25 protein-coding genes are annotated in these 18658 nt (G+C 68.7%); 21 read left to right on the top strand and 4 right to left on the bottom strand.

All coding sequences use genetic code 11. The features are described from left to right. Positions 1–29 precede the first annotated feature (29 nt). The 5 genes from hemB to A7U43_RS26380 are packed head-to-tail and all read left to right on the top strand — an operon-like array spanning position 30 to position 2594. A complete protein-coding gene (hemB, locus tag A7U43_RS26400; protein ID WP_068000987.1) occupies positions 30–1001 on the top strand; it encodes a porphobilinogen synthase in 972 nt (323 codons plus the stop codon). After that, entirely contained in the window at positions 989–1432 is a 444-nt protein-coding gene (locus A7U43_RS26395) for a hypothetical protein (RefSeq protein WP_068000985.1), read from the top strand. The genes hemB and A7U43_RS26395 overlap by 13 nt, the downstream gene beginning before the upstream one ends. 12 nt (positions 1433–1444) lie before the next feature. Then, positions 1445–1888, top strand: coding sequence for a hypothetical protein (locus A7U43_RS26390; RefSeq protein WP_068000982.1), 444 nt, complete (start codon positions 1445–1447; stop codon positions 1886–1888). Then, complete coding sequence (locus A7U43_RS26385) at positions 1885–2364, top strand: DUF3093 domain-containing protein (protein WP_068000978.1); 480 nt, start codon at positions 1885–1887, stop codon at positions 2362–2364. Before A7U43_RS26390 ends, A7U43_RS26385 begins: the two co-directional genes overlap by 4 nt. After that, positions 2361–2594: a hypothetical protein gene (locus A7U43_RS26380; RefSeq protein WP_068000976.1), complete on the top strand. Its 234-nt coding sequence runs from the start codon at positions 2361–2363 to the stop codon at positions 2592–2594. Before A7U43_RS26385 ends, A7U43_RS26380 begins: the two co-directional genes overlap by 4 nt. Here A7U43_RS26380 and A7U43_RS26375 read toward each other — a convergent pair. Continuing rightward, positions 2591–4288 (bottom strand): HNH endonuclease signature motif containing protein, encoded by a 1698-nt coding sequence (locus A7U43_RS26375; protein ID WP_068000973.1) that lies wholly within the window; start codon positions 4286–4288, stop codon positions 2591–2593. The genes A7U43_RS26380 and A7U43_RS26375 overlap by 4 nt on opposite strands. A gap of 79 nt (positions 4289–4367) precedes the next feature. Between A7U43_RS26375 and A7U43_RS26370 the strand changes: the two genes are divergently transcribed. From A7U43_RS26370 to A7U43_RS26360, 4 genes are read left to right on the top strand one after another with little or no spacing between them, the layout of a single operon-like run. Next, entirely contained in the window at positions 4368–5243 is an 876-nt protein-coding gene (locus A7U43_RS26370; protein WP_068000970.1) for an oxygenase MpaB family protein, read from the top strand. Next, positions 5230–5829 carry a TetR/AcrR family transcriptional regulator gene (locus A7U43_RS26365; protein WP_068000967.1) on the top strand — a complete coding sequence of 200 codons (600 nt, stop codon included), beginning with the start codon at positions 5230–5232 and terminating at the stop codon, positions 5827–5829. The genes A7U43_RS26370 and A7U43_RS26365 overlap by 14 nt, the downstream gene beginning before the upstream one ends. A 37-nt stretch (positions 5830–5866) precedes the next feature. After that, entirely contained in the window at positions 5867–6028 is a 162-nt protein-coding gene (locus A7U43_RS30150) for a hypothetical protein (protein WP_197499922.1), read from the top strand. 9 nt (positions 6029–6037) lie between these two features. Beyond that, a complete protein-coding gene (locus tag A7U43_RS26360) occupies positions 6038–6517 on the top strand; it encodes a pyridoxamine 5'-phosphate oxidase family protein (RefSeq protein WP_068000964.1) in 480 nt (159 codons plus the stop codon). On the opposite strand, the gene A7U43_RS26355 is transcribed toward A7U43_RS26360, so the two are convergent. After that, positions 6501–6884 (bottom strand): nitroreductase family deazaflavin-dependent oxidoreductase, encoded by a 384-nt coding sequence (locus A7U43_RS26355; protein WP_068000961.1) that lies wholly within the window; start codon positions 6882–6884, stop codon positions 6501–6503. The genes A7U43_RS26360 and A7U43_RS26355 overlap by 17 nt on opposite strands. A gap of 102 nt (positions 6885–6986) precedes the next feature. Here A7U43_RS26355 and hemL point away from each other — a divergent pair, with 102 nt between their 5' ends. Genes hemL through A7U43_RS26320 form a run of 7 tightly spaced genes read left to right on the top strand, consistent with a single transcriptional unit; the run spans position 6987 to position 13814 of the window. After that, a complete protein-coding gene (gene hemL / locus A7U43_RS26350; protein ID WP_068000959.1) occupies positions 6987–8297 on the top strand; it encodes a glutamate-1-semialdehyde 2,1-aminomutase in 1311 nt (436 codons plus the stop codon). Next, entirely contained in the window at positions 8294–8908 is a 615-nt protein-coding gene (locus tag A7U43_RS26345) for a histidine phosphatase family protein (RefSeq protein ID WP_418287663.1), read from the top strand. The genes hemL and A7U43_RS26345 overlap by 4 nt, the downstream gene beginning before the upstream one ends. Positions 8909–8931: 23 nt before the next feature. Then, complete coding sequence (locus A7U43_RS26340; protein ID WP_068003838.1) at positions 8932–9492, top strand: TlpA disulfide reductase family protein; 561 nt, start codon at positions 8932–8934, stop codon at positions 9490–9492. A 58-nt stretch (positions 9493–9550) separates the two neighbouring features. After that, positions 9551–10231, top strand: coding sequence for a cytochrome c biogenesis CcdA family protein (locus A7U43_RS26335; RefSeq protein ID WP_156526188.1), 681 nt, complete (start codon positions 9551–9553; stop codon positions 10229–10231). Beyond that, positions 10228–11790, top strand: coding sequence for a cytochrome c biogenesis protein ResB (gene resB, locus A7U43_RS26330; protein ID WP_068000953.1), 1563 nt, complete (start codon positions 10228–10230; stop codon positions 11788–11790). Before A7U43_RS26335 ends, resB begins: the two co-directional genes overlap by 4 nt. Then, complete coding sequence (gene ccsB / locus A7U43_RS26325; protein ID WP_068000950.1) at positions 11787–12746, top strand: c-type cytochrome biogenesis protein CcsB; 960 nt, start codon at positions 11787–11789, stop codon at positions 12744–12746. The genes resB and ccsB overlap by 4 nt, the downstream gene beginning before the upstream one ends. 3 nt (positions 12747–12749) lie before the next feature. Further along, the gene (locus A7U43_RS26320; protein ID WP_068000947.1) at positions 12750–13814 is read left to right on the top strand and encodes a MinD/ParA family ATP-binding protein; all 1065 of its coding nucleotides are present in this window, start codon (positions 12750–12752) and stop codon (positions 13812–13814) included. Here the strand turns inward: A7U43_RS26320 and A7U43_RS30145 are convergent, their stop codons facing one another. Further along, entirely contained in the window at positions 13815–13979 is a 165-nt protein-coding gene (locus tag A7U43_RS30145) for a hypothetical protein (protein ID WP_197499921.1), read from the bottom strand. It lies immediately after the preceding gene. 79 nt (positions 13980–14058) lie between these two features. Here A7U43_RS30145 and A7U43_RS26315 point away from each other — a divergent pair, with 79 nt between their 5' ends. Further along, positions 14059–14331, top strand: coding sequence for a DUF4229 domain-containing protein (locus A7U43_RS26315; RefSeq protein ID WP_197500103.1), 273 nt, complete (start codon positions 14059–14061; stop codon positions 14329–14331). 166 nt (positions 14332–14497) lie between these two features. Further along, positions 14498–15634 carry a transporter substrate-binding domain-containing protein gene (locus tag A7U43_RS26310; RefSeq protein WP_068000941.1) on the top strand — a complete coding sequence of 379 codons (1137 nt, stop codon included), beginning with the start codon at positions 14498–14500 and terminating at the stop codon, positions 15632–15634. Between the two features lie 7 nt (positions 15635–15641). Here A7U43_RS26310 and A7U43_RS26305 read toward each other — a convergent pair whose 3' ends face one another. Continuing rightward, positions 15642–16511, bottom strand: coding sequence for a 1,4-dihydroxy-2-naphthoate polyprenyltransferase (locus A7U43_RS26305; RefSeq protein WP_068000938.1), 870 nt, complete (start codon positions 16509–16511; stop codon positions 15642–15644). Between the two features lie 115 nt (positions 16512–16626). Here A7U43_RS26305 and A7U43_RS26300 point away from each other — a divergent pair, with 115 nt between their 5' ends. Genes A7U43_RS26300 through A7U43_RS26290 form a run of 3 tightly spaced genes read left to right on the top strand, consistent with a single transcriptional unit; the run spans position 16627 to position 18652 of the window. Then, a complete protein-coding gene (locus tag A7U43_RS26300; protein WP_068000937.1) occupies positions 16627–16848 on the top strand; it encodes a hypothetical protein in 222 nt (73 codons plus the stop codon). Beyond that, positions 16845–17624, top strand: a complete 780-nt coding sequence (locus tag A7U43_RS26295) for an S-methyl-5'-thioadenosine phosphorylase (protein ID WP_197500101.1) — start codon at positions 16845–16847, stop codon at positions 17622–17624. Before A7U43_RS26300 ends, A7U43_RS26295 begins: the two co-directional genes overlap by 4 nt. Further along, complete coding sequence (locus A7U43_RS26290) at positions 17621–18652, top strand: NAD-dependent epimerase/dehydratase family protein (RefSeq protein ID WP_068000930.1); 1032 nt, start codon at positions 17621–17623, stop codon at positions 18650–18652. Before A7U43_RS26295 ends, A7U43_RS26290 begins: the two co-directional genes overlap by 4 nt. Positions 18653–18658: the final 6 nt, after the last annotated feature.

The following is an 18658-nucleotide window of genomic DNA, read 5'->3' as shown; positions in this document are numbered from 1 at the left end:
CCGGGCGAGCGATGCGAGGCGAAGAATAGATGCGGATCCGTCCCCGTAGGCTGCGCTCCACGCCGGCGATGCGCCGACTGGTCGCGCAGACCTCGCTGGAGCCACGGCATCTGGTGTTGCCGATGTTCGTCGCGGACGGGCTTTCCGAGCCGCGGCCCATCACCTCGATGCCGGGCGTCGTGCAGCACACCCGGGATTCGTTGCGCCGAGCCGCCGCCGACGCGGTAGCCGCCGGGGTGGGCGGGCTGATGCTGTTCGGTGTGCCCCGCGAGGAATCCAAGGACGCCGCCGGTAGCGCCGGTCTGGACATGGACGGCATTCTCAATGTTGCGCTGCGGGACCTGGCCGCCGATGTGGGTGATGCCACCGTTCTGATGGCCGACACCTGCCTCGACGAGTTCACCGATCACGGGCACTGCGGCGTGCTGGACGCGCACGGCCGCGTCGACAACGATGCGACCAATGAGCAGTATGTGAAACTTGCGGTGGCTCAGGCACATTCGGGCGCACATGTGGTCGGTCCGAGCGGGATGATGGATGGTCAGGTGGCAGCCATCCGGGACGGCCTGGACGCGGCCGGACATGAGGATGTCGCGATCCTGGCCTACGCGGCGAAGTTCGCCTCGGCGTTCTACGGCCCGTTCCGGGAGGCCGTGGGCTCCAGCCTGTCCGGCGATCGGCGCACCTATCAACAGGATCCGGGCAATGCCCGTGAGGCCGTGCACGAGATCCAGCTCGACATCGACGAGGGCGCGGACATGGTGATGGTCAAGCCCGCGATGAGCTATCTCGATGTGGTGGCAGCGGCCGCAGACATCTCGCCGGTACCGGTGGCCGCCTACCAGATCTCGGGGGAGTACTCGATGATCAGCGCCGCGGCCGCCAACGGCTGGATCGACCTGCGGGCATCGGCGCTGGAATCGTTGATCAGCATCCGGCGGGCCGGCGCCGATATCGTGTTGACCTACTGGGCGGCCGAGGCTGCCGGATGGCTGGCGTGACCGAGCCGTCGACCGCAGGCCCCGCGAAGCTTCCCGGCGGCCGCCCCGAAGATGTCGACACCGGGTTCTGGCTGTGGATCACCGCCTTGCCGCTCATGGTGATCGGGTACGTCATCGATCTGGCCACCGCGCGGCTGCCGGCGGCCGGGCCCTATGTCTATGCCGTCTTGGGTCTCTTCCTCGTGGTGACCGTCGCCGTTGTCGCGACCTTCGCGGTGCTGATGCGGCTGGGCTATCGCTGGGCGCGCACGCTGCTGACCGCCGGCGGGCTGACCGCGGTGGTGTATTCGGTCTCCAGCCTGTTCACCGTGGACCGCCCCGAGGCCGCCGCCTTCGGGTTCGCCGCGTGCACGATCATCGGTTCGGTAGCAATCCTCGGGGGTGTGGTGTTGCTGCACCGCAAGGACGCTCACGACTACCTCACCCGCTAGGCTGACCCGGCTATGACCAAACCCACATCCGCGCCGCGTCCGGCCCTCGTCAACATTGCGTTCTGGCTGGTCCTGGCCGGTTCGGTGTTACTGCTGGCCGGTGGTCTGCTCGGGTTGAGCAGTGCCATCGGCACCCCGCGCGAGGCCTTCTCCGCCGACCTGTCCGACAGCGAGGTACGCAGCATCGTCGTCATGCGCGGCGGTGTCAGCGCACTGCTGCTGATCACCGGGGTGGTGCTGAGCTTCCTGGCCGGCCGCGCTCGCAACGGGGATCTGCGGTACCGCCGCTCCATGGTGTGGCTGTCGGTGGTGTTGGTGGCGCTGGTGTTCCTGCTGACCCTGCTGGCGCCGTTCTCCGTCACGCCGCTTGCGCTGTTCGGGGTGGTGCCGGTGGCCATCGGCGCGACGCTGTTCATGCGCCCGGCCGCCTCCGACTGGTTCCTGGACGTGCAGTGACCGATCGGGAGGCGGCCGAGCAGGAGGTGCTGTTCCACGAGCCGGGCGGCACCTGGTGGTGGCTGCTCGCAGGTCCGGCGGCCGGGGCGGCGATGATGTTCATCCAGCTGTCCGGTGGTGCCGGCATCCAATTCGGAGTGCCCGCGGCGTTCACCATCCTGGTCAGCGGCTTCCTGTGGATCCAGATCAAGGCCGCCCGCATCCACACGTCGGTGGAGCTGACACCGACCACGTTGCGCCAAGGTACCGAGTTCGTCACCATCGCCGACATCGTGAAGATCTACCCCGAACCCAAGCGTCACGAGACCGAGAAGTGGCAGTCCTACCGCGCGTTCGGTGAGCTCAGCGGCATCCCGAGGGGCCGCACCGGGATCGGCATGAAACTCACCGACGGCCGCTCCGGGCAGGCCTGGGCACGTAGGCACCGCACTCTGCGTGCCGCGCTGGAGTCGTTGGTCGGGGAGCCGGCCTCGTGAGACGCACCGTGCTGGTCCAACTCGTGGCAGCCGGCCTGGCGCTGGCCGGTGCGGTGGCGAGCTGGCTTGCCGCGGGGTCCCCGGAGCAGGTGCCGCCGATCATGGACGGGCAGCCCTCGCTGTCGACGGTGGTCTATGACCCGCCGCTGGTGGTGCTGGCGCTGGTGCTGCTCGCCGCGGCCGGTGTGCTGGCGGTGCTGGGCATCGCGGGATGGCGCCGCTCCCGTTAGAAGGGTGGGTCGCTGTCGCTGTGGGTGAGGGCGCGGGCGGTGGCGTTGCGTGCTCGTTCGGCTTTGATGCGTTGGGCGCGGTCTTGTGCGCGGGTGCGGGTGCGGACCGGCATGGCTTTTCGACGGGGCCCGGTGGTGTCGCGGTCGGTGTCGTTGATGAGGGTGATCGCCCGTTTTCGCGGGATGGGTGTCTGGATGTTCCAGTGTGGGAACAGGATTGCCGCCCCGGGGGCCTTGTTGTAGGTGTGCCCGGTGGGTGCGGTCCAGTGGATGGTGCCGTCGGGTTTGGCGGTGGGCGTCCAGCCGGCGAAGGTCTTGAGCAGATGGTGCAGGCGGCAGAGCGGTCCGAGATTGCCCGGATGCGTCGCCCCGGCCGGCCACGGGAGCAGATGGTCGAGGTCGCAGCGGTGCGCAGCCCGGCTACAGCCGGGGAAGCTACACGTCATGGCCCGCATCCGAACGAACGCGGTTAGCGCGGTCGACGGCCGGTATCGGGGTTCGGCGGGCAGGGCAGCAATCTCGGCGAGCGGCTGCACCTTGGCACCGCCGGCGACGAGTTCGGCGAGCAGGTGGGCGGGGATGATGGCCCCGTCGAGCATCACCGCCGGACTGGGATTGCACGCCGCGGGTGGGGCGCCGGCCACGGGCGCGGCTGGTTCGGTGCTGGCCGCAGGCTCAGCGGGCTCGGAGCTGGCAGCCGATTCGGTATGGGCAGCCGGCGCGGCAGGCTCGGATGGTTCAGCGGGTTCGGACTCTGCGGCCGGTGTCTGCTCCTGGTTCTCTGGCGCAGCCCCGGTCGCGGCGGGCTCGGAGTCCGGGGTGCCCGCAGCACCGGGCCTGGTTTGCCGCGGGGCGTCTTCACCGGCGGCGGGCGAGTGGTCGGTGAGCGCGTAGATGGCGACCGCTCCCGCACGCGGATCTTTCCCGCTGCCCGCACACCCGGGATCCCCGCATTCGCATGCCAGGCGTTCCAGCGCCGGGCCGACCGCACCCAACGCCGCCAGCGCCGCGGCGCGCAGTTCCCCGCGGCGGCGGGGATCGTTGGAGCAGACGGTGTCGGCCAGGGCATTGAGGCGTTGTTCGAGGATCTTCGTGTCGGTGATGCGCAGCCGTCCCCAGAACGAGGCGACCCCGTTCGGGTCGTCCTTATCGCCGAACTCCACATACAGGTCCTTGGCGGCCCGACGAGACCGCACCACGGCGTCGGGGTCGAATTTCTCCACCCACAGATCCACCGCGCCGATCAGCGCCTTTTCCGAATGCGTCCCGTACTCGCCGGCTTCGGCGGCGATCGCGGTGTCGATCAACCCGAGCGCGTCGGGGTCCTCGACGAGGTGGGTGCGCCAGGTGATGGCATCGATCACCGTCGCCGACACCACACCGTCGGCGAGCAGGGCGGCGGTGCGGGGCAGCCGGTCACGCAGTGCTTGGGCGATGCGCATCTGCTTGGACGCCGCATGCGGATTCAGGTTGCAGGCCGCGGCCACCGCGGCCTGCGCCCACGCCCACCCATCAATGACCTGATGAGCGTGATCGTCGTCCTCGCCATCGCACTGGCGGGCGATCACCTCACCGATCAACGCCCACCGCCGGGCAGCCACTTTGGCCTCATCCTGGGTCGCGGCCGTCAGCGCGCAGACGAGCGCCTCATCGCTCAACCCGGCGAGCCCCGGCCGATCCCATCCTTCGAACATGTGTTCGATACTACCGGAAGAGTATGACGCTCGCCACAGCCAATTGGAACAAAGTTCAGAATCTGTAACACTGTTCCGCATGACCGAACTGGCGGAGAACGCACCCGAAGCCCTCGATGACGCACTGCCGCTCGGACCGGGCTCCCTGGTGTGGAAGTACTTCGGCGAAAACCGGATGTACCTCATCGGGCCGCGCCCCGCGGTGCTGCAGAACATGCTCGCCGAACTCGGCCAGGGCGTGCTGGACCATTCGACGTTCTTCTCCGATACCGCCGAGCGGCTCAAACGCACCATCCCGCCGATCTTCAAGACGGTCTACGGGTCCGAGCAGGACAACGCGGGCACCCAGGTCCGCGACTTCCACCACAACATCAAGGGCGATCTGCCCGGCCCGGACGGCACACCGGTCGGGCGTTACCACGCCCTCGATCCCGAGACCTACTACTGGGCGCACGCCACCTTCGTCGAACAGGTCATCTACTTCGCCGACACCTTCGTCAAGCGCCTCACCGAGGCCGAGAAGGAACAGATCTTCCTGGAGTCCAAAACCTGGTACCGCCGCTACGGTGTCAGCGACCGACCGCAGCCGGCGACCTACGCGGAGTTCGTGCAGTACTGGGACCGGATGCTCACCGAGGTCGCCGTCCCGCACAAATCCGCCCGCTACGGAGTCGGCTACGTCACCAAGGGATTTCCGTGCCCGAAGGGTGTCAACCCGCTGGTCTGGAAGGCCGTTGCCAAGGTGTTCGACCCGGTCGCCGCGTTCCTCACCACCGGCGGGCTGCCACCGCGGGCCCGCGACCTGTTGGGCCTGCCGTGGTCCGAGCGCCAGGAACGCAACTATCAGCGGTTCGCCGCCTTCTGCCGGTCGCGCCCGGTCAACTGGGCCTGGGACCGACTGCCGATGTCGGTGCGGTACAGCAAGTTCGCCCAAGTCGGCTATGCCAGGGGCTGATGCCGGGGAGGTCATCCTCGACGCCGCGCTCGTCGAGTTGGAGCGCCATGGCTTCCGCAAGGTCGCCCTCGACGATGTGGCGCGCCGCGCCGGGGTCAGCCGGACCACCATCTACCGGCGTTTCGCCAACCGCGACGATCTCGTCGGCGCGGTCATCGAACGCGAGAACGTGGCGCTGTTCACCGATATCGCCAGGGAGCTGAACCAGGCGAAAGACGCCAAGCCGCAGGCGAATTACTATGTCGAGGCGTTCACCCTGTCGATCATGCGGTTCCGCAGGCACCGGGTGCTCAACCAGATGATCGTCGACGATCCCGCGCTGGCTCAGGAGATGCTGCACCGGCACTACGGGGCGGCCGTCGAGCGGATGGCTGCGGCGCTACGGGTGATCTTCCCGGACGGCTTCGCCGAACGGATCGGTGCCGCGGTCGTCAACGATCTGGCCGACACCATCCTGCGATACGCGGCGATGGTGCTGCTGCTGCCCAGCGTGCAGCCACTGCAGACCGCCGACGAGGTGCGTGCCTTCGCGACCCGGCACTTCCTGCCCAGCCTGCCTGCGGCCTTGCGCACGGTACCGGCTTGATTGTTTGGTGGCTCACATATTTGGGCAGCCGTGAGCCATGACTGACAAACCAGATCCCGACCAGGTGGCCGGCAGCTATGAGGACAACCGCCCGACCTCCGTGCTGCCCGGCAGCGACGGCACGGTCTCGGGTACCGCGGTGACCGACTGGCTGGACGACGACGGAAAACCGATCTACAACGAGAACTCGAAAGAATAGGCTGGTGGGGTGAGCCCACTGGAGCAGGTCGCCCCCGCCTTCGTCGAGATGGCTCATTCCATCGTGTGGGCCTCGGTGGCCACCGTGGATGCCGACAGCCGGCCGCGCAGCCGGATCCTGCACCCGATCTGGGAGTGGGACGGCACTGATCTGCTCGGATGGGTGGCGACGGTTCCCTCGCCGGTCAAGCACGAGCACCTCGCCGTGCATCCTTATGTCTCGGTCAACTATTGGGCCCCCAGCCACGACACTTGCAGCTCCGACTGTCTGGTCGAATGGTATTTCGACGATGAGACCCGAACCGCGGTGTGGGACAAGTTCATCGACGCGCCCGAGCCGCTCGGCTACGACCCCAAGATCATCCCGGGCTGGGACTCGCCCACCTCGCCGACGTTCGCCGTGCTACGGCTGGCACCGTATCGGCTGCGGGTCATGCCCGGCACCGTGATGACCGCGGCGCGCGGTCAGGTGCTCAGCTGGAGCGCGTGAGCAGCAACGCGGATTCGATTGGGGCGAACTTCAATACGTGCCGCCACGGCCCCTTGACCACGCTCAGCGCGGAATCCAGGGGTACCACGCGGGGATTCTCGACGAGCAGACTGCGGCCGTCGATCTGCACCCGCCCGGTCCCCGAGGCCTGCAGGTTGCGTACCCAGTCGGTATCGGTGCCATACGGCAGCAGGACCGCCACGCCGTCGGCGGTCGGGAAGGCCGTCACCGGGGTGCGGTAGTCCTTACCGGACCTGCGCCCGACATGGTCGACGGCCGACCACAGCGGGAGGTATCCGGCCAGCGGCTCGACCACCGGGTTGACGTACTTGCGGTTGAACCGGGCACGTTGGCGGGCGAACAGCATGTCGCAGATTCTAGAGCCGTGCCCTGTTCCCCGGACCGTAACGCGCTCCGCACCACTACACCCTGTAGTTGACGCGCTCGGCGCGACTGGGACACTGGGGACATGCGCAGTACCGGTTCCTCCGTTTCGGCATCCGCGAAATTGTTCGCCGAGGCGTCCTCGGTGATCCCGGGCGGGGTGAACTCGCCGGTCCGGGCGTTCAGCGCCGTCGGCGGAACCCCGCGGTTCATCACCAAGGCCGACGGCCACCGGCTCACCGATGCCGACGGCAACCGCTACGTGGACCTGGTGTGCTCCTGGGGCCCGATGATCCTCGGCCATGCCCACCCCGACGTGGTCGAGGCCGTACAGCGTGTCGCCGCCGACGGGCTGTCGTTCGGCGCGCCGACGCCGGCCGAAACCGAACTGGCCCGCGAGATCATCGACCGGGTCGCGCCGGTGCAGCGCATCCGGTTCGTCAACTCCGGCACCGAAGCCACCATGAGCGCGATCCGGTTGGCGCGCGGTTTCACCGGGCGCCCCAAGATCGTCAAATTCTCCGGCTGTTACCACGGCCACAGTGACGCCCTGCTCGCCGACGCCGGATCCGGTGTGGCAACCCTGGGCCTGCCGTCCTCGCCCGGGGTGACCGGCGCCGCCGCCGCGGACACCATCGTGCTGCCGTACAACGATGTCGCCGCCGTCGAGGAGGTGTTCGCCGCGCACGGCGAGCACATCGCTTGCGTCATCACCGAGGCCAGCCCCGGCAACATGGGCACCGTCGCGCCGCTGCCGGGCTACAACGCCGCACTGCGCCGGATCACCGCCGAGCACGAGGCCCTGCTGATCATCGACGAGGTGATGACCGGGTTCCGGGTCAGCCGGTCCGGCTGGTACGGGCTCGATCCCGTCGACGCGGATCTGTTCACCTTCGGCAAGGTGATGAGCGGCGGACTGCCCGCCGCGGCGTTCGGTGGCCGGGCCGAGGTCATGGAGCGGCTTGCGCCGCTCGGCCCGGTGTATCAGGCGGGCACGCTGTCGGGCAATCCGGTCGCCATGGCGGCCGGTCTGGCCACCCTGCGTGCCGCCGACGACAGCGTCTACGCCGCCCTGGACGCCAACGCCGACCGGCTCGGCGCGCTGATCACCGACGCACTCACCGGGGCCTCCGTGGCGCACCGGGTCTCGCGCGCCGGGAACTTCCTGACGGTGTTCTTCGGCGACACCCTGCCCACCGACTTCGCCTCGGCCAAGGCCACCGAGACCTGGCGCTACCCCGCGTTCTTCCACGCGCTGCTGGATGCCGGTATCTACCCGCCCTGCAGCGCCTTCGAAACCTGGTTCGTCTCAACAGCTCTGGATGACGACGCCTTCTCTCACATCGCCGCGGCGCTGCCGCATGCGGCGCGTGCGGCCGCCGAGGCCACGCCGTGACCACACGTACCACGGTGCACGTGATGCGCCACGGCGAGGTGTACAACCCGGAGAAGGTGCTCTACGGCCGGTTGCCCGGCTATAACCTCTCCGACCGTGGCCGCCTGCAGGCGCAGGCCGCCGCGGACTGGTTGGCGCCCCGGGATGTCACCTACGTGGTGGCTTCGCCGTTGGAGCGCGCCCAGCAGACCGCGGCGCCGATCGCCGCCGTGCACGGGCTGGACATCGATACAGACACCGATCTGATCGAGTCCTGGAACGACTTCGAGGGTGAACGCGTCGCACCGGGGGACGGTGCGCTGCGCGACCCGCGGAACTGGCCCCGGCTGCGCAACCCGGCCAAACCGTCGTGGGGCGAGCCCTACGCCGAGATCGCCCCGCGGATGATCGCGGCGCTGCACCGGGCCAGGGAGACCGCGGCCGGCCACGAGGCGGTCTGCGTCAGCCATCAGCTCCCGGTGGAGACGCTGCGCCGGGCGATGACCGGGCGCAAGCTTCCGCACCTGCCGCTGCCGCACAGCCGGCTGTGCAACCTGGCGTCGATCACCTCGTTCACCTTCGACGACGACTGCCTGATCCGGTGGGGTTACACGGAGCCCTGGGGCATCTAGTGAAATGGTTTGTCGCCCTGGCGATGTCGCTGGCGGTCCTGGTGTCGGGCTGCAGTACGGGTGACGACGCGGTCGCCCAGGGGGGCACGTTCGAGTTCGTCGCGCCCGGTGGCAAGACCGACATCTTCTACGACCCGCCCGATACCCGGGGCACCCCGGGGAAACTGTCGGGACCCGACCTGCTGGACCCGGACAAAACGCTGTCGCTCTCGGATTTCGCCGGCAAGGTCGTGGTGATCAACGTGTGGGGGCAGTGGTGCGGACCCTGCCGCGCCGAGATCGGCGAACTGCAGCGTGTCTACGAACAAACCCGAGACCTGGGTGTGCAGTTCCTCGGGATCGACGTACGCGACAACAACCGGGACGCCGCAGTCGATTTCGTCACCGACCGCAATGTCAGCTTCCCGTCGATCTATGACCCGTCGATGCGCACCATGATCGCGTTCGGCGGCAAGTATCCGACCACCGTCATCCCGTCGACGCTGGTGCTGGACCGCCAGCACCGGGTGGCGGCGGTGTTCCTCCGTGAACTGCTCAGCACCGACCTCAAGCCGGTGGTCGAACGGCTGGCTTCCGAAAAGTGATGGCGAAGTGACCGATCTGATCACCGGTGGGCCGTTGCTGCTCGCCGTCGGGCTGAGCATGCTGGCCGGCCTGGTGTCCTTCGCCTCGCCGTGCGTGGTGCCGCTGGTGCCTGGTTATCTGTCGTATCTGGCCGCGATCTCCGGCGGGGACAGCCGTTTCCGGGTGGCCGGCGCGGCCGGCCTGTTCGTCGCCGGCTTCACCGCGGTGTTCGTGCTCGGCAGCGTCGCGGTGCTCGGTATGACGACGGCGTTGATCACCAATCAGGAACTGCTGCAACGCATCGGCGGTGTGGTGACCATCGCGATGGGGTTGGTGTTCATCGGCTTCGTCCCGCTGCTGCAGCGTGATGCCCGGTTCGCGCCGCGGCAGCTCTCGACGCTGGGTGGCGCGCCGCTGCTGGGCGCGGTGTTCGCGCTGGGCTGGACGCCGTGCCTGGGCCCGACCCTGACCGCGGTGATCGCGGTGTCCTCGGCGACGGAGGGGTCGGCGGTGGCCCGCGGGATCACCCTGGTGATCGCCTACTGTCTCGGTCTGGGTCTGCCGTTCGTGCTGCTGGCCTTCGGGTCCGCCCGGGCGGTGCGCGGCCTGGGCTGGCTGCGCGCGCACACCCGCGGGATCCAGATCTTCGGCGGGGTGCTGATGATCGCGGTCGGCATCGCGTTGGTGACCGGACTGTGGGGCGATTTCGTGGCCTGGGTGCGCGACGCGTTCGTGTCCGACGTGAGGCTGCCGATATGAGTGTGTTCACCAAAACGTGGGCGCTGATCCGCAACACCTGGCGCACCCTGACCTCCATGGGCACCGCGTTGGTGTTGCTGTTCCTGCTCGCGTTGGCCGCCATCCCCGGCGCGCTGTTGCCGCAGCGCAGCCTCAACGCCGCCAAGGTCGACGAATACCTCGTCGAACATCCCACCCTCGGTCCCTGGCTGGACCGCGTGCAGGCCTTCGACGTCTTCTCCAGCTTCTGGTTCACCTCCATCTACATGCTGCTGTTCATCTCGCTGGTCGGGTGCCTCACCCCGCGCCTGGCCGAACACATCAAGAGCCTGCGTGCGGTGCCGGTCCCCGCGCCGCGCAACCTGTCCCGGCTGCCGAAACACCACGAGGCCGAGGTGGCGGGCGAACCGGGTGAGCTGGCCGCGTCCATCGACGGGCGGCTCAAGGGTTGGCGGCGCACCATCCGTACCGACGGCGATGTCACCGAAATATCGGCGGAGAAGGGCTACCTGCGCGAATTCGGCAATATCGTCTTCCACTTCTCGCTGCTCGGCCTGCTGGTGGCGATCGCCGCCGGCAAGCTGTTCGGGTACGAGGGCAATGTCATCGTGATCGCCGACGGCGGCCCCGGGTTCTGTTCGGCGTCCCCGGCCGCCTTCGACTCGTTCCGCGCCGGCAACACCGTGGACGGCACCTCGCTGTACCCGATCTGCGTGAAGGTCAACGATTTCGACGCCGACTACCTGCCGAGCGGGCAGGCCGTCACGTTCGCCGCGAACATCGAGTACCAGGCCGGCGCCGACCTGGAGCGCAACTCCTGGAACGACTACCGGCTCGAGGTCAACCACCCGCTGCGTGTCGGTGGGGACCGAGTCTACCTGCAGGGCCACGGGTACGCGCCGACGTTCACGGTCATCTTCCCCGACGGCCAGACCCGGACCAGCACGGTGCAGTGGCGTCCTGACGACCCGCTGACCCTGCTGTCCTCCGGGGTGATCCGAGTGGACCCGCCGGCGGGTACCTACCCCGATCCCGATGAACGCCGCCGCCAGCAGATCGCGATCCAGGGTCTGTTCGCGCCGACCGAGTTTCTGGAGGGCACCCTGCTGTCCTCCAGCTTCCCGGCGCTGAACAAGCCCGCCGTGGCCGTCGACATCTACCGCGGCGATGCGGGCCTGGACACCGGCCGCCCGCAATCCATCTTCGATCTCGACCCCCGGTTGATCGGGCAGGGCAGGCTCAACAAGGAAGCCCGGGTCAACCTGGGCGTCGGCGAGGAGAAACGGCTCGAGGACGGGACCACCATCCGTTTCGACGGCGCCGTCCCGTTCATCAACCTGCAGGTGTCCCACGACCCCGCCCAGATCTGGGTGCTGGTCTTCTCGCTGACCATGATGGCCGGCCTGGTGGTGTCGCTGGTGGTGCGTCGCCGCCGCATCTGGGTTCGGATGACCCCTGCGCCGGCGGGTACCGTGAGCGTCGAGCTCGGGGGATTGGCCCGCACCGACAACTCCGGGTGGGGCGACGAGTTCGAGCGGTTGACCGACCGGCTGCTCACCGACGGAGGTAGACACTCGTGAACAGCACCGATATCGATATCGAGCTGGCCAGGTATTCGGACTGGGCCTTCACCTCGTCGGTGGTGGTGCTGGTGCTCGCGCTGCTGCTGCTGGCCGTCGAGCTGGCATATTCGCGCGGCCGCAAGGTCGAGGCGCGCGAGCTCGTCGGGGTGGGGGCCGACAGCGCCACCCCCGGCATCGTGACCACCGCCGACACCCGCACCGTCGACGAACGCATCGGGCGTGCCGGGGTGGCCCTGACCTACGTCGGCATCGCCCTGCTCGCGGCGTGCATCGTGCTGCGCGGGGTGGCCACCTCGCGGGTGCCGTGGGGCAACATGTACGAGTTCATCAACCTGACCTGCTTCTCCGGGCTGGTCGCCGCGGCTGTGGTGTTGCGCCGCCCGCAATACCGCGGGCTGTGGGTGTTCGTGCTGCCGCCGGTGCTGGTCCTGCTGACGGTGTCGGGCAAGTGGCTCTACACCCATGCCGCGCCGGTGATGCCTGCGCTGCAGTCCTACTGGTTGCCGATCCACGTCTCGGTGGTCAGCCTGGGCTCGGGTGTCTTCCTGGTCGGCGGGGTGGCCAGCGTGCTGTTCCTGCTGAAGATGTCCCCGCTTGCCCAGCGGGACAACGGTTTCGGGCGGATGTTGGCGCGCCTGCCGGACGCGCAGCTGCTCGACCGGATCGCCTACCGGACCACCATCTTCGCCTTCCCGGTGTTCGGTTTCGGTGTCATCTTCGGCGCCATCTGGGCCGAGGAGGCGTGGGGCCGGTATTGGGGCTGGGATCCCAAGGAGACCGTCTCGTTCATCGCGTGGGTGGTGTACGCCGCCTACCTGCACGCCCGCTCGACGGCGGGCTGGCGGGACAAGAAGGCCGCCTGGATCAACGTGGTCGGCTTCATCGCGATGATCTTCAACCTGTTCTTCATCAACCTGGTGACGGTCGGACTGCATTCGTACGCGGGAGTCTGAGCCGTGTCGAGCTTTCGGGACCAGCAGCGCTTCGTCGACCCCGCTCAAGAGGTGCCGCCGGAGTGGACGGCGCCGACGCCGCCGCGCGGGTTCCCGGTGGTGCAGGACGTGGTGCCGCCGCAGACCAGCCCGGTCCCGCTCCCGGCCCCGTATCTCGATCTGTCCACGGTCGCGCTGCTCGGCCGGCCCAAGCAGGCACCCTCGGGTGGTTGGCGCCGCTGGGTGTATCTGGCGTCGTTCAAGACGCTCAACGTGGGGGAGAGCCCCAAGGTCACCAACCAGATGAGCCTGCTCGAGGAGGTCGGCAGGCCGCTGCGGGGCTGCTACCGCATCGCGGTGCTGTCGCTCAAGGGCGGTGTCGGCAAGACCACGGTCACCGCCACGTTGGGTGCCACCTTCGCCTCCAACCGGGGTGACCGGGTGATCGCCGTCGATGCCAACCCCGACCGCGGGACCCTGAGCCAGAAGGTGCCCCTGGAGACTCCGGCGACCGTGCGGCATCTGCTGCGCGATGCCGAGGGGATCGCCAGCTACAGCGATGTCCGTCGCTACACCTCGCAGGGGCCCAGCCGGCTGGAGGTGCTGGCGTCGGAATCCGATCCGGCGGTCTCCGAGGCGTACAGCTCACAGGACTACGCGCGGACGGTCGAGCTGCTGGAGCGCTACTACAGCCTGGTGCTGACCGATTGCGGCACCGGGATGCTGCACTCGGCGATGGCGGCGGTGTTGTCGAAGGCCGATGTGCTGATCGTCGTCAGTTCGGGTTCGGTGGACGGTGCCCGCTCGGCATCGGCGACGCTGGACTGGCTGGATGCCCACGGCCACCAGGATCTGGTGCGCAACGCCGTCGCGGTGGTCAATGCGGTGCGGCCGCGCTCGGGCAAGGTCGACCTGCACAAGGTGGTCGACCACTTCTCCCGACGGTGTCGCGCGGTGCTGCAGGTGCCCTTCGACCCGCACCTGGAGGAGGGCGCCGAGATCAGCCTGGAGCGTCTGAAGCCGTCGACCCGGGACGCGTTGCTGCGCCTGGCAGCGGTGGTCGCCGCGGGGTTCCCCAGCGCGAGTTGACTATGTGCTGCGCGGGTTGTCGCCGTCGCGGAGTCGGCGCAGGAAGTCGGGATCGTCATCCGGTCCGATGACGCGCGGCCGCGGGCGAGCCGCCGATGCGCGCAGCAATCGGTATGTCGCGTATACGAGCCCGGCCACGATCAGAGCCAGGAGTAAGTACTGCAAGCGAATAACCTCCTTACTCTGAATATACGCGTCCCCTCGGTAGGCTCGGGCCGTGTCTGAATCTCGGCCGGGTCCCCGGATGGTGCGTGATGTCGGTGCTTATATGCTCGCGCGGCTGGCGTTGGCGGCCGTCCTCACCGGTGTGATCGTCGGTGCCGGGCATCTGGTCGGACTGCGCGAGTTCCCGGTGGTGGTGGCGGTGTTGTTCGCCCTCGTGCTGGCTTTGCCGTTGGGGATCTGGATTTTCGCGCCGCTGCGCCGACGGGCCACCGCCAGCATCGCCGCATTCGACGAGCGCCGCCGCCTGGACAAGGAGACCTTGCAGGCGCGGCTACGCGGTGAGGACGGTTAGCTGACAGTGGGTGACCGACCCGCCGGCGGGTGACTGTCGTAGGGTGGCAGACGTGCGGACCGGGGCTGTGGGTATCGACCCTGCCCGGCCAGTGCTCCGCAGACTCCAGTCGGTTGTGTCGTCGATTGCCGCGTCGTCTGCGCTGAGTGTTCGACGATGTCTTGCGGTGTTGCTGGCGGTGCTGTGTACCCCGTTCGCGTTCGCCGCGATCGCCGCCGCGGACCCGAACTCCGAACCTGCCCCGGCGCCTGCGGCCGATCCCGCGCCGGTGACCGTGGCGGTGCACACCATCGAACCGTTCGTGATGCGCACCAGCCACGGTGAGCTCACCGGCTTCAGCATCGACCTGTGGAACGAGATCGCCAAACGTCTCGACTGGAGTACCGAATTCGTCGACACCGCCGATGTGGCCGGGCAGCTGGGGGCGGTGAACGACGGCCGCGCCGACGTTGCCCTCGGCGCCGTCTCGCTGACCTCCGAGCGCGAGCAGTTCTTCGATTTCTCGCAGCCGACACTGGACGCCGGCCTGCAGATCATCGTCCCGGTCGAGGACACCCGGCCCTCGGTGCCCGGCCTGGGCGGGTACCTGGAGCTGTTGCTGTCGCGGACGATGCTGATCTGGCTCAGCGCGGCACTCGTGGTGAGCATCGTGCCGGCACACATCTTCTGGCTGATCGAGCGCCGCCGGGCGAAATCCGGTGCAACGCCGGTGGTGTCGAGCTCGTATTGGCCCGGCATCCTGCAGGCCTTCGGTTGGGGTGTCGGTTCGCTGGTGGGGCGACAGACCACCGGGGCGACCAGAGCCCTCACCAAGGCGCTGGCGATTCTGTGGGGATTCGCCGGGATCGTGTTCGTCTCGTTCTATTCGGCCAACCTCAGCGCCACCCTGACGGTGACCAAACTCGCGGCCAAGGTCACCGGCCCGGCCGATCTGTACGGCAAGTCCGTGGCCACCGTGGCGGGCACCACCGCGGCGAGTTTTCTGCGCAGCATGGGCATCGACGCGACCGAGACCGGCACCGTCGAGGACTCCTATGACCTGATGCGCAACGACGGGTACGACGCCGTCGTCTTCGATGCGCCGGTGCTGCGGTATTACGTCGCGCACCGCGGAGAAGGTGTCGCCGTGATGGCCGGCCCGGTGTTCCAGGAAGAGGATCAGGGGTTCGTCTTTCCCATCGACAGCCCGCTGCGTAAGCCGGTCAACCAGATGCTGTTCCAGATGCGCGAGGACGGTACCTACAACCTGATCAAGGAGAAGTGGTTCGGCGACGATGTCGCCACCGCGGGGCGCACCGGCTGAGCGCGCCTCATCCCAACGTCAACGCCAGCGCGACCGCGACGGCCCACACCAGCATGGTCAACCCGGTGTCGCGCAGCACCGGAATGAGCTCGCGCCCACCGAGCCCGCGGCGCACCGGGGCCGCCGCGCGCACCGCCAGCGGCAGCGCCACCAGCCCGACCGCGGTCCACGGGGTGGCCGCCATGAGCACCAGCGTCAGCGCGAAGGCCACCACCAGCAGCACGACATAGAGGATGCGGGTGCGCGCATCGCCCAGCCGTACCGCCAGGGTGATCTTGCCGGAGTCGGTGTCGGTGGGGATATCGCGCAAGTTGTTGGCCACCAACACCGCCGAGGACAGTGAGCCCATCGCGACCGCCATCGCCAGACCCACCCAGTCCACCCGCAGCGCCTGGGTGTACTGCGTGCCCAGCACCGCGACCAGCCCGAAGAACACGAACACCGCGACCTCTCCGAGTCCGCGGTAGCCGTACGGTTTGGACCCGCCGGTGTAGAGCCAGGCCCCGGCGATGCAGGCGGCGCCGACGGCGATCAGCCAGGGCTGACTGACCAGCGCCAGCGCCAGTCCCGCACCGGCTCCCAGCAGTAGGCTCGCCACCGCCGCGGCCAGCACCGCACGGGGGGAGGCCACCTTGGAGCCGACCAGCCGCAGCGGTCCGCTGCGCACGTCATCGGTGCCGCGGATCCCGTCGGAGTAATCGTTGGCGTAGTTCACCCCGACGATCAGGGCCAGCGCGACCACCAGCGCGAGCAGTGCCTTCCACCACACGGCCTGCCCGAGCCAGGCCGCCGCGCCGGTGCCGGCGATCACCGGCGCCACCGCGTTCGGGAGCGTGCGGGGACGGGCTCCCTCGATCCATTGCGCAAAGCTGGCCACGTGCGCCATCGTTGCACGCCGGGCAGCGAGTCCGGCGAGGGGGCGAGCGCCCCGCCTGAGCAGGGGTGACTCGGCACACCTTGTCACATCGCCGGGCCGGCGTGAGACTGATCCAATGACTGACCGACTCAGCAAGAGTGAAATCGCCAAGGACGCCCTGCAGGAGGGTGTGGAGACCGTGGCATCGACGGTGGGCGAGGTCGCGACCATCATCACCACAGCGGTCAAGGATGTGGCCAATGCGATCGGCGGGCTGGCCACCGACGCCTTTGCGATCCGCGACGCGGCCCGTCAGGCCGCCGAACGCGCCGAACTGGACGAGCAGCCCGACGCCTGATGCTCGGTGTCATCGGCGGTAGTGGTTTCTACACGTTCTTCGGTCCGGACGCCCGCACGATCAGCCTGGACACCCCATACGGAGCGCCGAGTGCCGCCCTCACCGTGGGGAACGTCGCGGGCCACGAGGTGGCGTTCCTGCCGCGGCACGGGCTCAACCACGAGTACTCCCCGCACAATGTGCCCTACCGGGCGAACATGTGGGCGCTGCGCGCGCTCGGGGTGCGACGCATCTTCGCGCCGTGTGCGGTGGGCAGCCTGAGCCCGGCGCTGGGACCGGGCGCCATCGTGGTCCCCGATCAGCTGGTGGACCGCACCAGCGGGCGGTCGGACACCTACTTCGATTCCGGCGGGATCCACGTCGGGTTCGCCGATCCGTACTGTCCGACACTGCGAGCCGCGGCCGCAGGTCTGCCCGCGGTGTCCGACGGCGGCACGATGGTCGTGATCCAGGGGCCCCGGTTCTCGACCCGCGCCGAGAGCCAGTGGTTCGCGGGCCAGGGCTTCACCCTGGTCAACATGACCGGCTATCCGGAGGCGGTGCTCGCCAGAGAACTGGAAATGTGTTATGCCGCAATCGCTTTGGTAACCGATTTGGATGCAGGCATCGAGGCCGGTGCCGGGGTGCGGGCGGTGGACGTCTTCGCCGAGTTCGAACGCAACATCGCAGGCTTCAAGCAACTCGTGCACGAGGCCATCGCCGGGGTGACACCCGAGCGCACCTGCACGCATTGCCTGGCACATGAGGGCGTCACCCTGCCGTTCGACCTCCCGTGAGGGTGTTGCTCACCGGTGCGGCCGGTTTCATCGGCGCCCGGATCTGGGCGCGGCTGGCACAGGCCGGACACGAGGTGGTGGCCGTCGACGCCATGCTGGGGGCCGCTCATCGTGACGGTGCCCAGCCGCCGCCGCAGTGCCGGCTGCTCGACATCCGCGACGCCGCCGCGGTGGGCGAGGCGCTCACGGGTGTCGACGTGGTCTGCCATCAGGCCGCCGTCGTCGGCGCCGGCGTCAACGCCGCGGACGCACCGGCCTACGGCAGCCACAACGACTACGGCACGACGGTGCTGCTGGCCGCGATGTTCGCCGCGGGCATCTCGCGGCTGGTATTGGCCTCCTCGATGGTGGTGTACGGGCAGGGCGGGTACGACTGCCCCGTACACGGACCGGTCGAACCGTTGCCGCGGACGCGCGAGGACCTCGACAGCGGCGTGTTCGAGCACCGCTGCCCGGTCGGCGGTGAACCCTTGCGGTGGCGGTTGGTCGGCGAGGACGCGCCCCTGCGACCCCGCAGCCTGTACGCGGCCAGCAAGACCGCGCAGGAGCATTACGCCGTCGCGTTCAACGATTCGGTCGGCGGATCGGTGGTCGCGCTGCGCTATCACAACGTGTACGGCCCGGGGATGCCCCGGGACACCCCCTACTCGGGGGTCGCGGCGATCTTCCGCTCGCAGCTGCAATCCGGGCAGGCGCCGAAGGTGTACGAGGACGGCGGCCAGATGCGCGACTTCGTGCACGTCGACGACGTGGCCGCGGCCAACGTGGCGGCCATCGAAGCCGATCTCGGTGGTTTCACCGCGGTCAACGTCTGCTCGGGCCGCCCGGTGTCGATCCTGGACGTGGCCACCCGGCTCAGCGAGGCCCGGGACGCCCCGGCCCCCGTGGTCACCGGCCAGTACCGGCACGGCGACGTCCGCCACATCGTCGCCGACCCGGCACGCGCCGCCGAGTTGCTCGGCTTCCGCGCCCAGGTGGATCCACGGGCGGGCCTCGGCGAGTTCGCCTTCGCGCCACTGCGGGACTGACCCAGG

Origin of the sequence: Mycobacterium adipatum (assembly GCF_001644575.1) — a bacterium.
GTDB classification, from domain to species: Bacteria; Actinomycetota; Actinomycetes; order Mycobacteriales; family Mycobacteriaceae; genus Mycobacterium; species Mycobacterium adipatum.
The sequence above is the reverse complement of the archived record's forward strand: the minus strand, read 5'-3'. Positions and strand labels throughout refer to the sequence as shown.

What these genes read in the sequence shown, in the direction of transcription:
- A7U43_RS26315 (WP_197500103.1), top strand. Translation starts at nt 14,059, where the DNA reads ATGGTGCGTGATGTCGGTGCTTATATGCTCGCGCGGCTGGCGTTGGCG.
- hemB (WP_068000987.1), top strand. Translation starts at nt 30, where the DNA reads ATGCGGATCCGTCCCCGTAGGCTGCGCTCCACGCCGGCGATGCGCCGA.
- A7U43_RS30150 (WP_197499922.1), top strand. Translation starts at nt 5,867, where the DNA reads ATGACTGACAAACCAGATCCCGACCAGGTGGCCGGCAGCTATGAGGAC.
- A7U43_RS26300 (WP_068000937.1), top strand. Translation starts at nt 16,627, where the DNA reads ATGACTGACCGACTCAGCAAGAGTGAAATCGCCAAGGACGCCCTGCAG.
- A7U43_RS26375 (WP_068000973.1), bottom strand. Translation starts at nt 4,288, where the DNA reads ATGTTCGAAGGATGGGATCGGCCGGGGCTCGCCGGGTTGAGCGATGAG.
- A7U43_RS26365 (WP_068000967.1), top strand. Translation starts at nt 5,230, where the DNA reads ATGCCAGGGGCTGATGCCGGGGAGGTCATCCTCGACGCCGCGCTCGTC.
- A7U43_RS26335 (WP_156526188.1), top strand. Translation starts at nt 9,551, where the DNA reads ATGCTGGCCGGCCTGGTGTCCTTCGCCTCGCCGTGCGTGGTGCCGCTG.
- A7U43_RS26370 (WP_068000970.1), top strand. Translation starts at nt 4,368, where the DNA reads ATGACCGAACTGGCGGAGAACGCACCCGAAGCCCTCGATGACGCACTG.
- resB (WP_068000953.1), top strand. Translation starts at nt 10,228, where the DNA reads ATGAGTGTGTTCACCAAAACGTGGGCGCTGATCCGCAACACCTGGCGC.
- A7U43_RS26390 (WP_068000982.1), top strand. Translation starts at nt 1,445, where the DNA reads ATGACCAAACCCACATCCGCGCCGCGTCCGGCCCTCGTCAACATTGCG.
- A7U43_RS26395 (WP_068000985.1), top strand. Translation starts at nt 989, where the DNA reads ATGGCTGGCGTGACCGAGCCGTCGACCGCAGGCCCCGCGAAGCTTCCC.
- A7U43_RS26340 (WP_068003838.1), top strand. Translation starts at nt 8,932, where the DNA reads ATGTCGCTGGCGGTCCTGGTGTCGGGCTGCAGTACGGGTGACGACGCG.
- hemL (WP_068000959.1), top strand. Translation starts at nt 6,987, where the DNA reads ATGCGCAGTACCGGTTCCTCCGTTTCGGCATCCGCGAAATTGTTCGCC.
- A7U43_RS26355 (WP_068000961.1), bottom strand. Translation starts at nt 6,884, where the DNA reads ATGCTGTTCGCCCGCCAACGTGCCCGGTTCAACCGCAAGTACGTCAAC.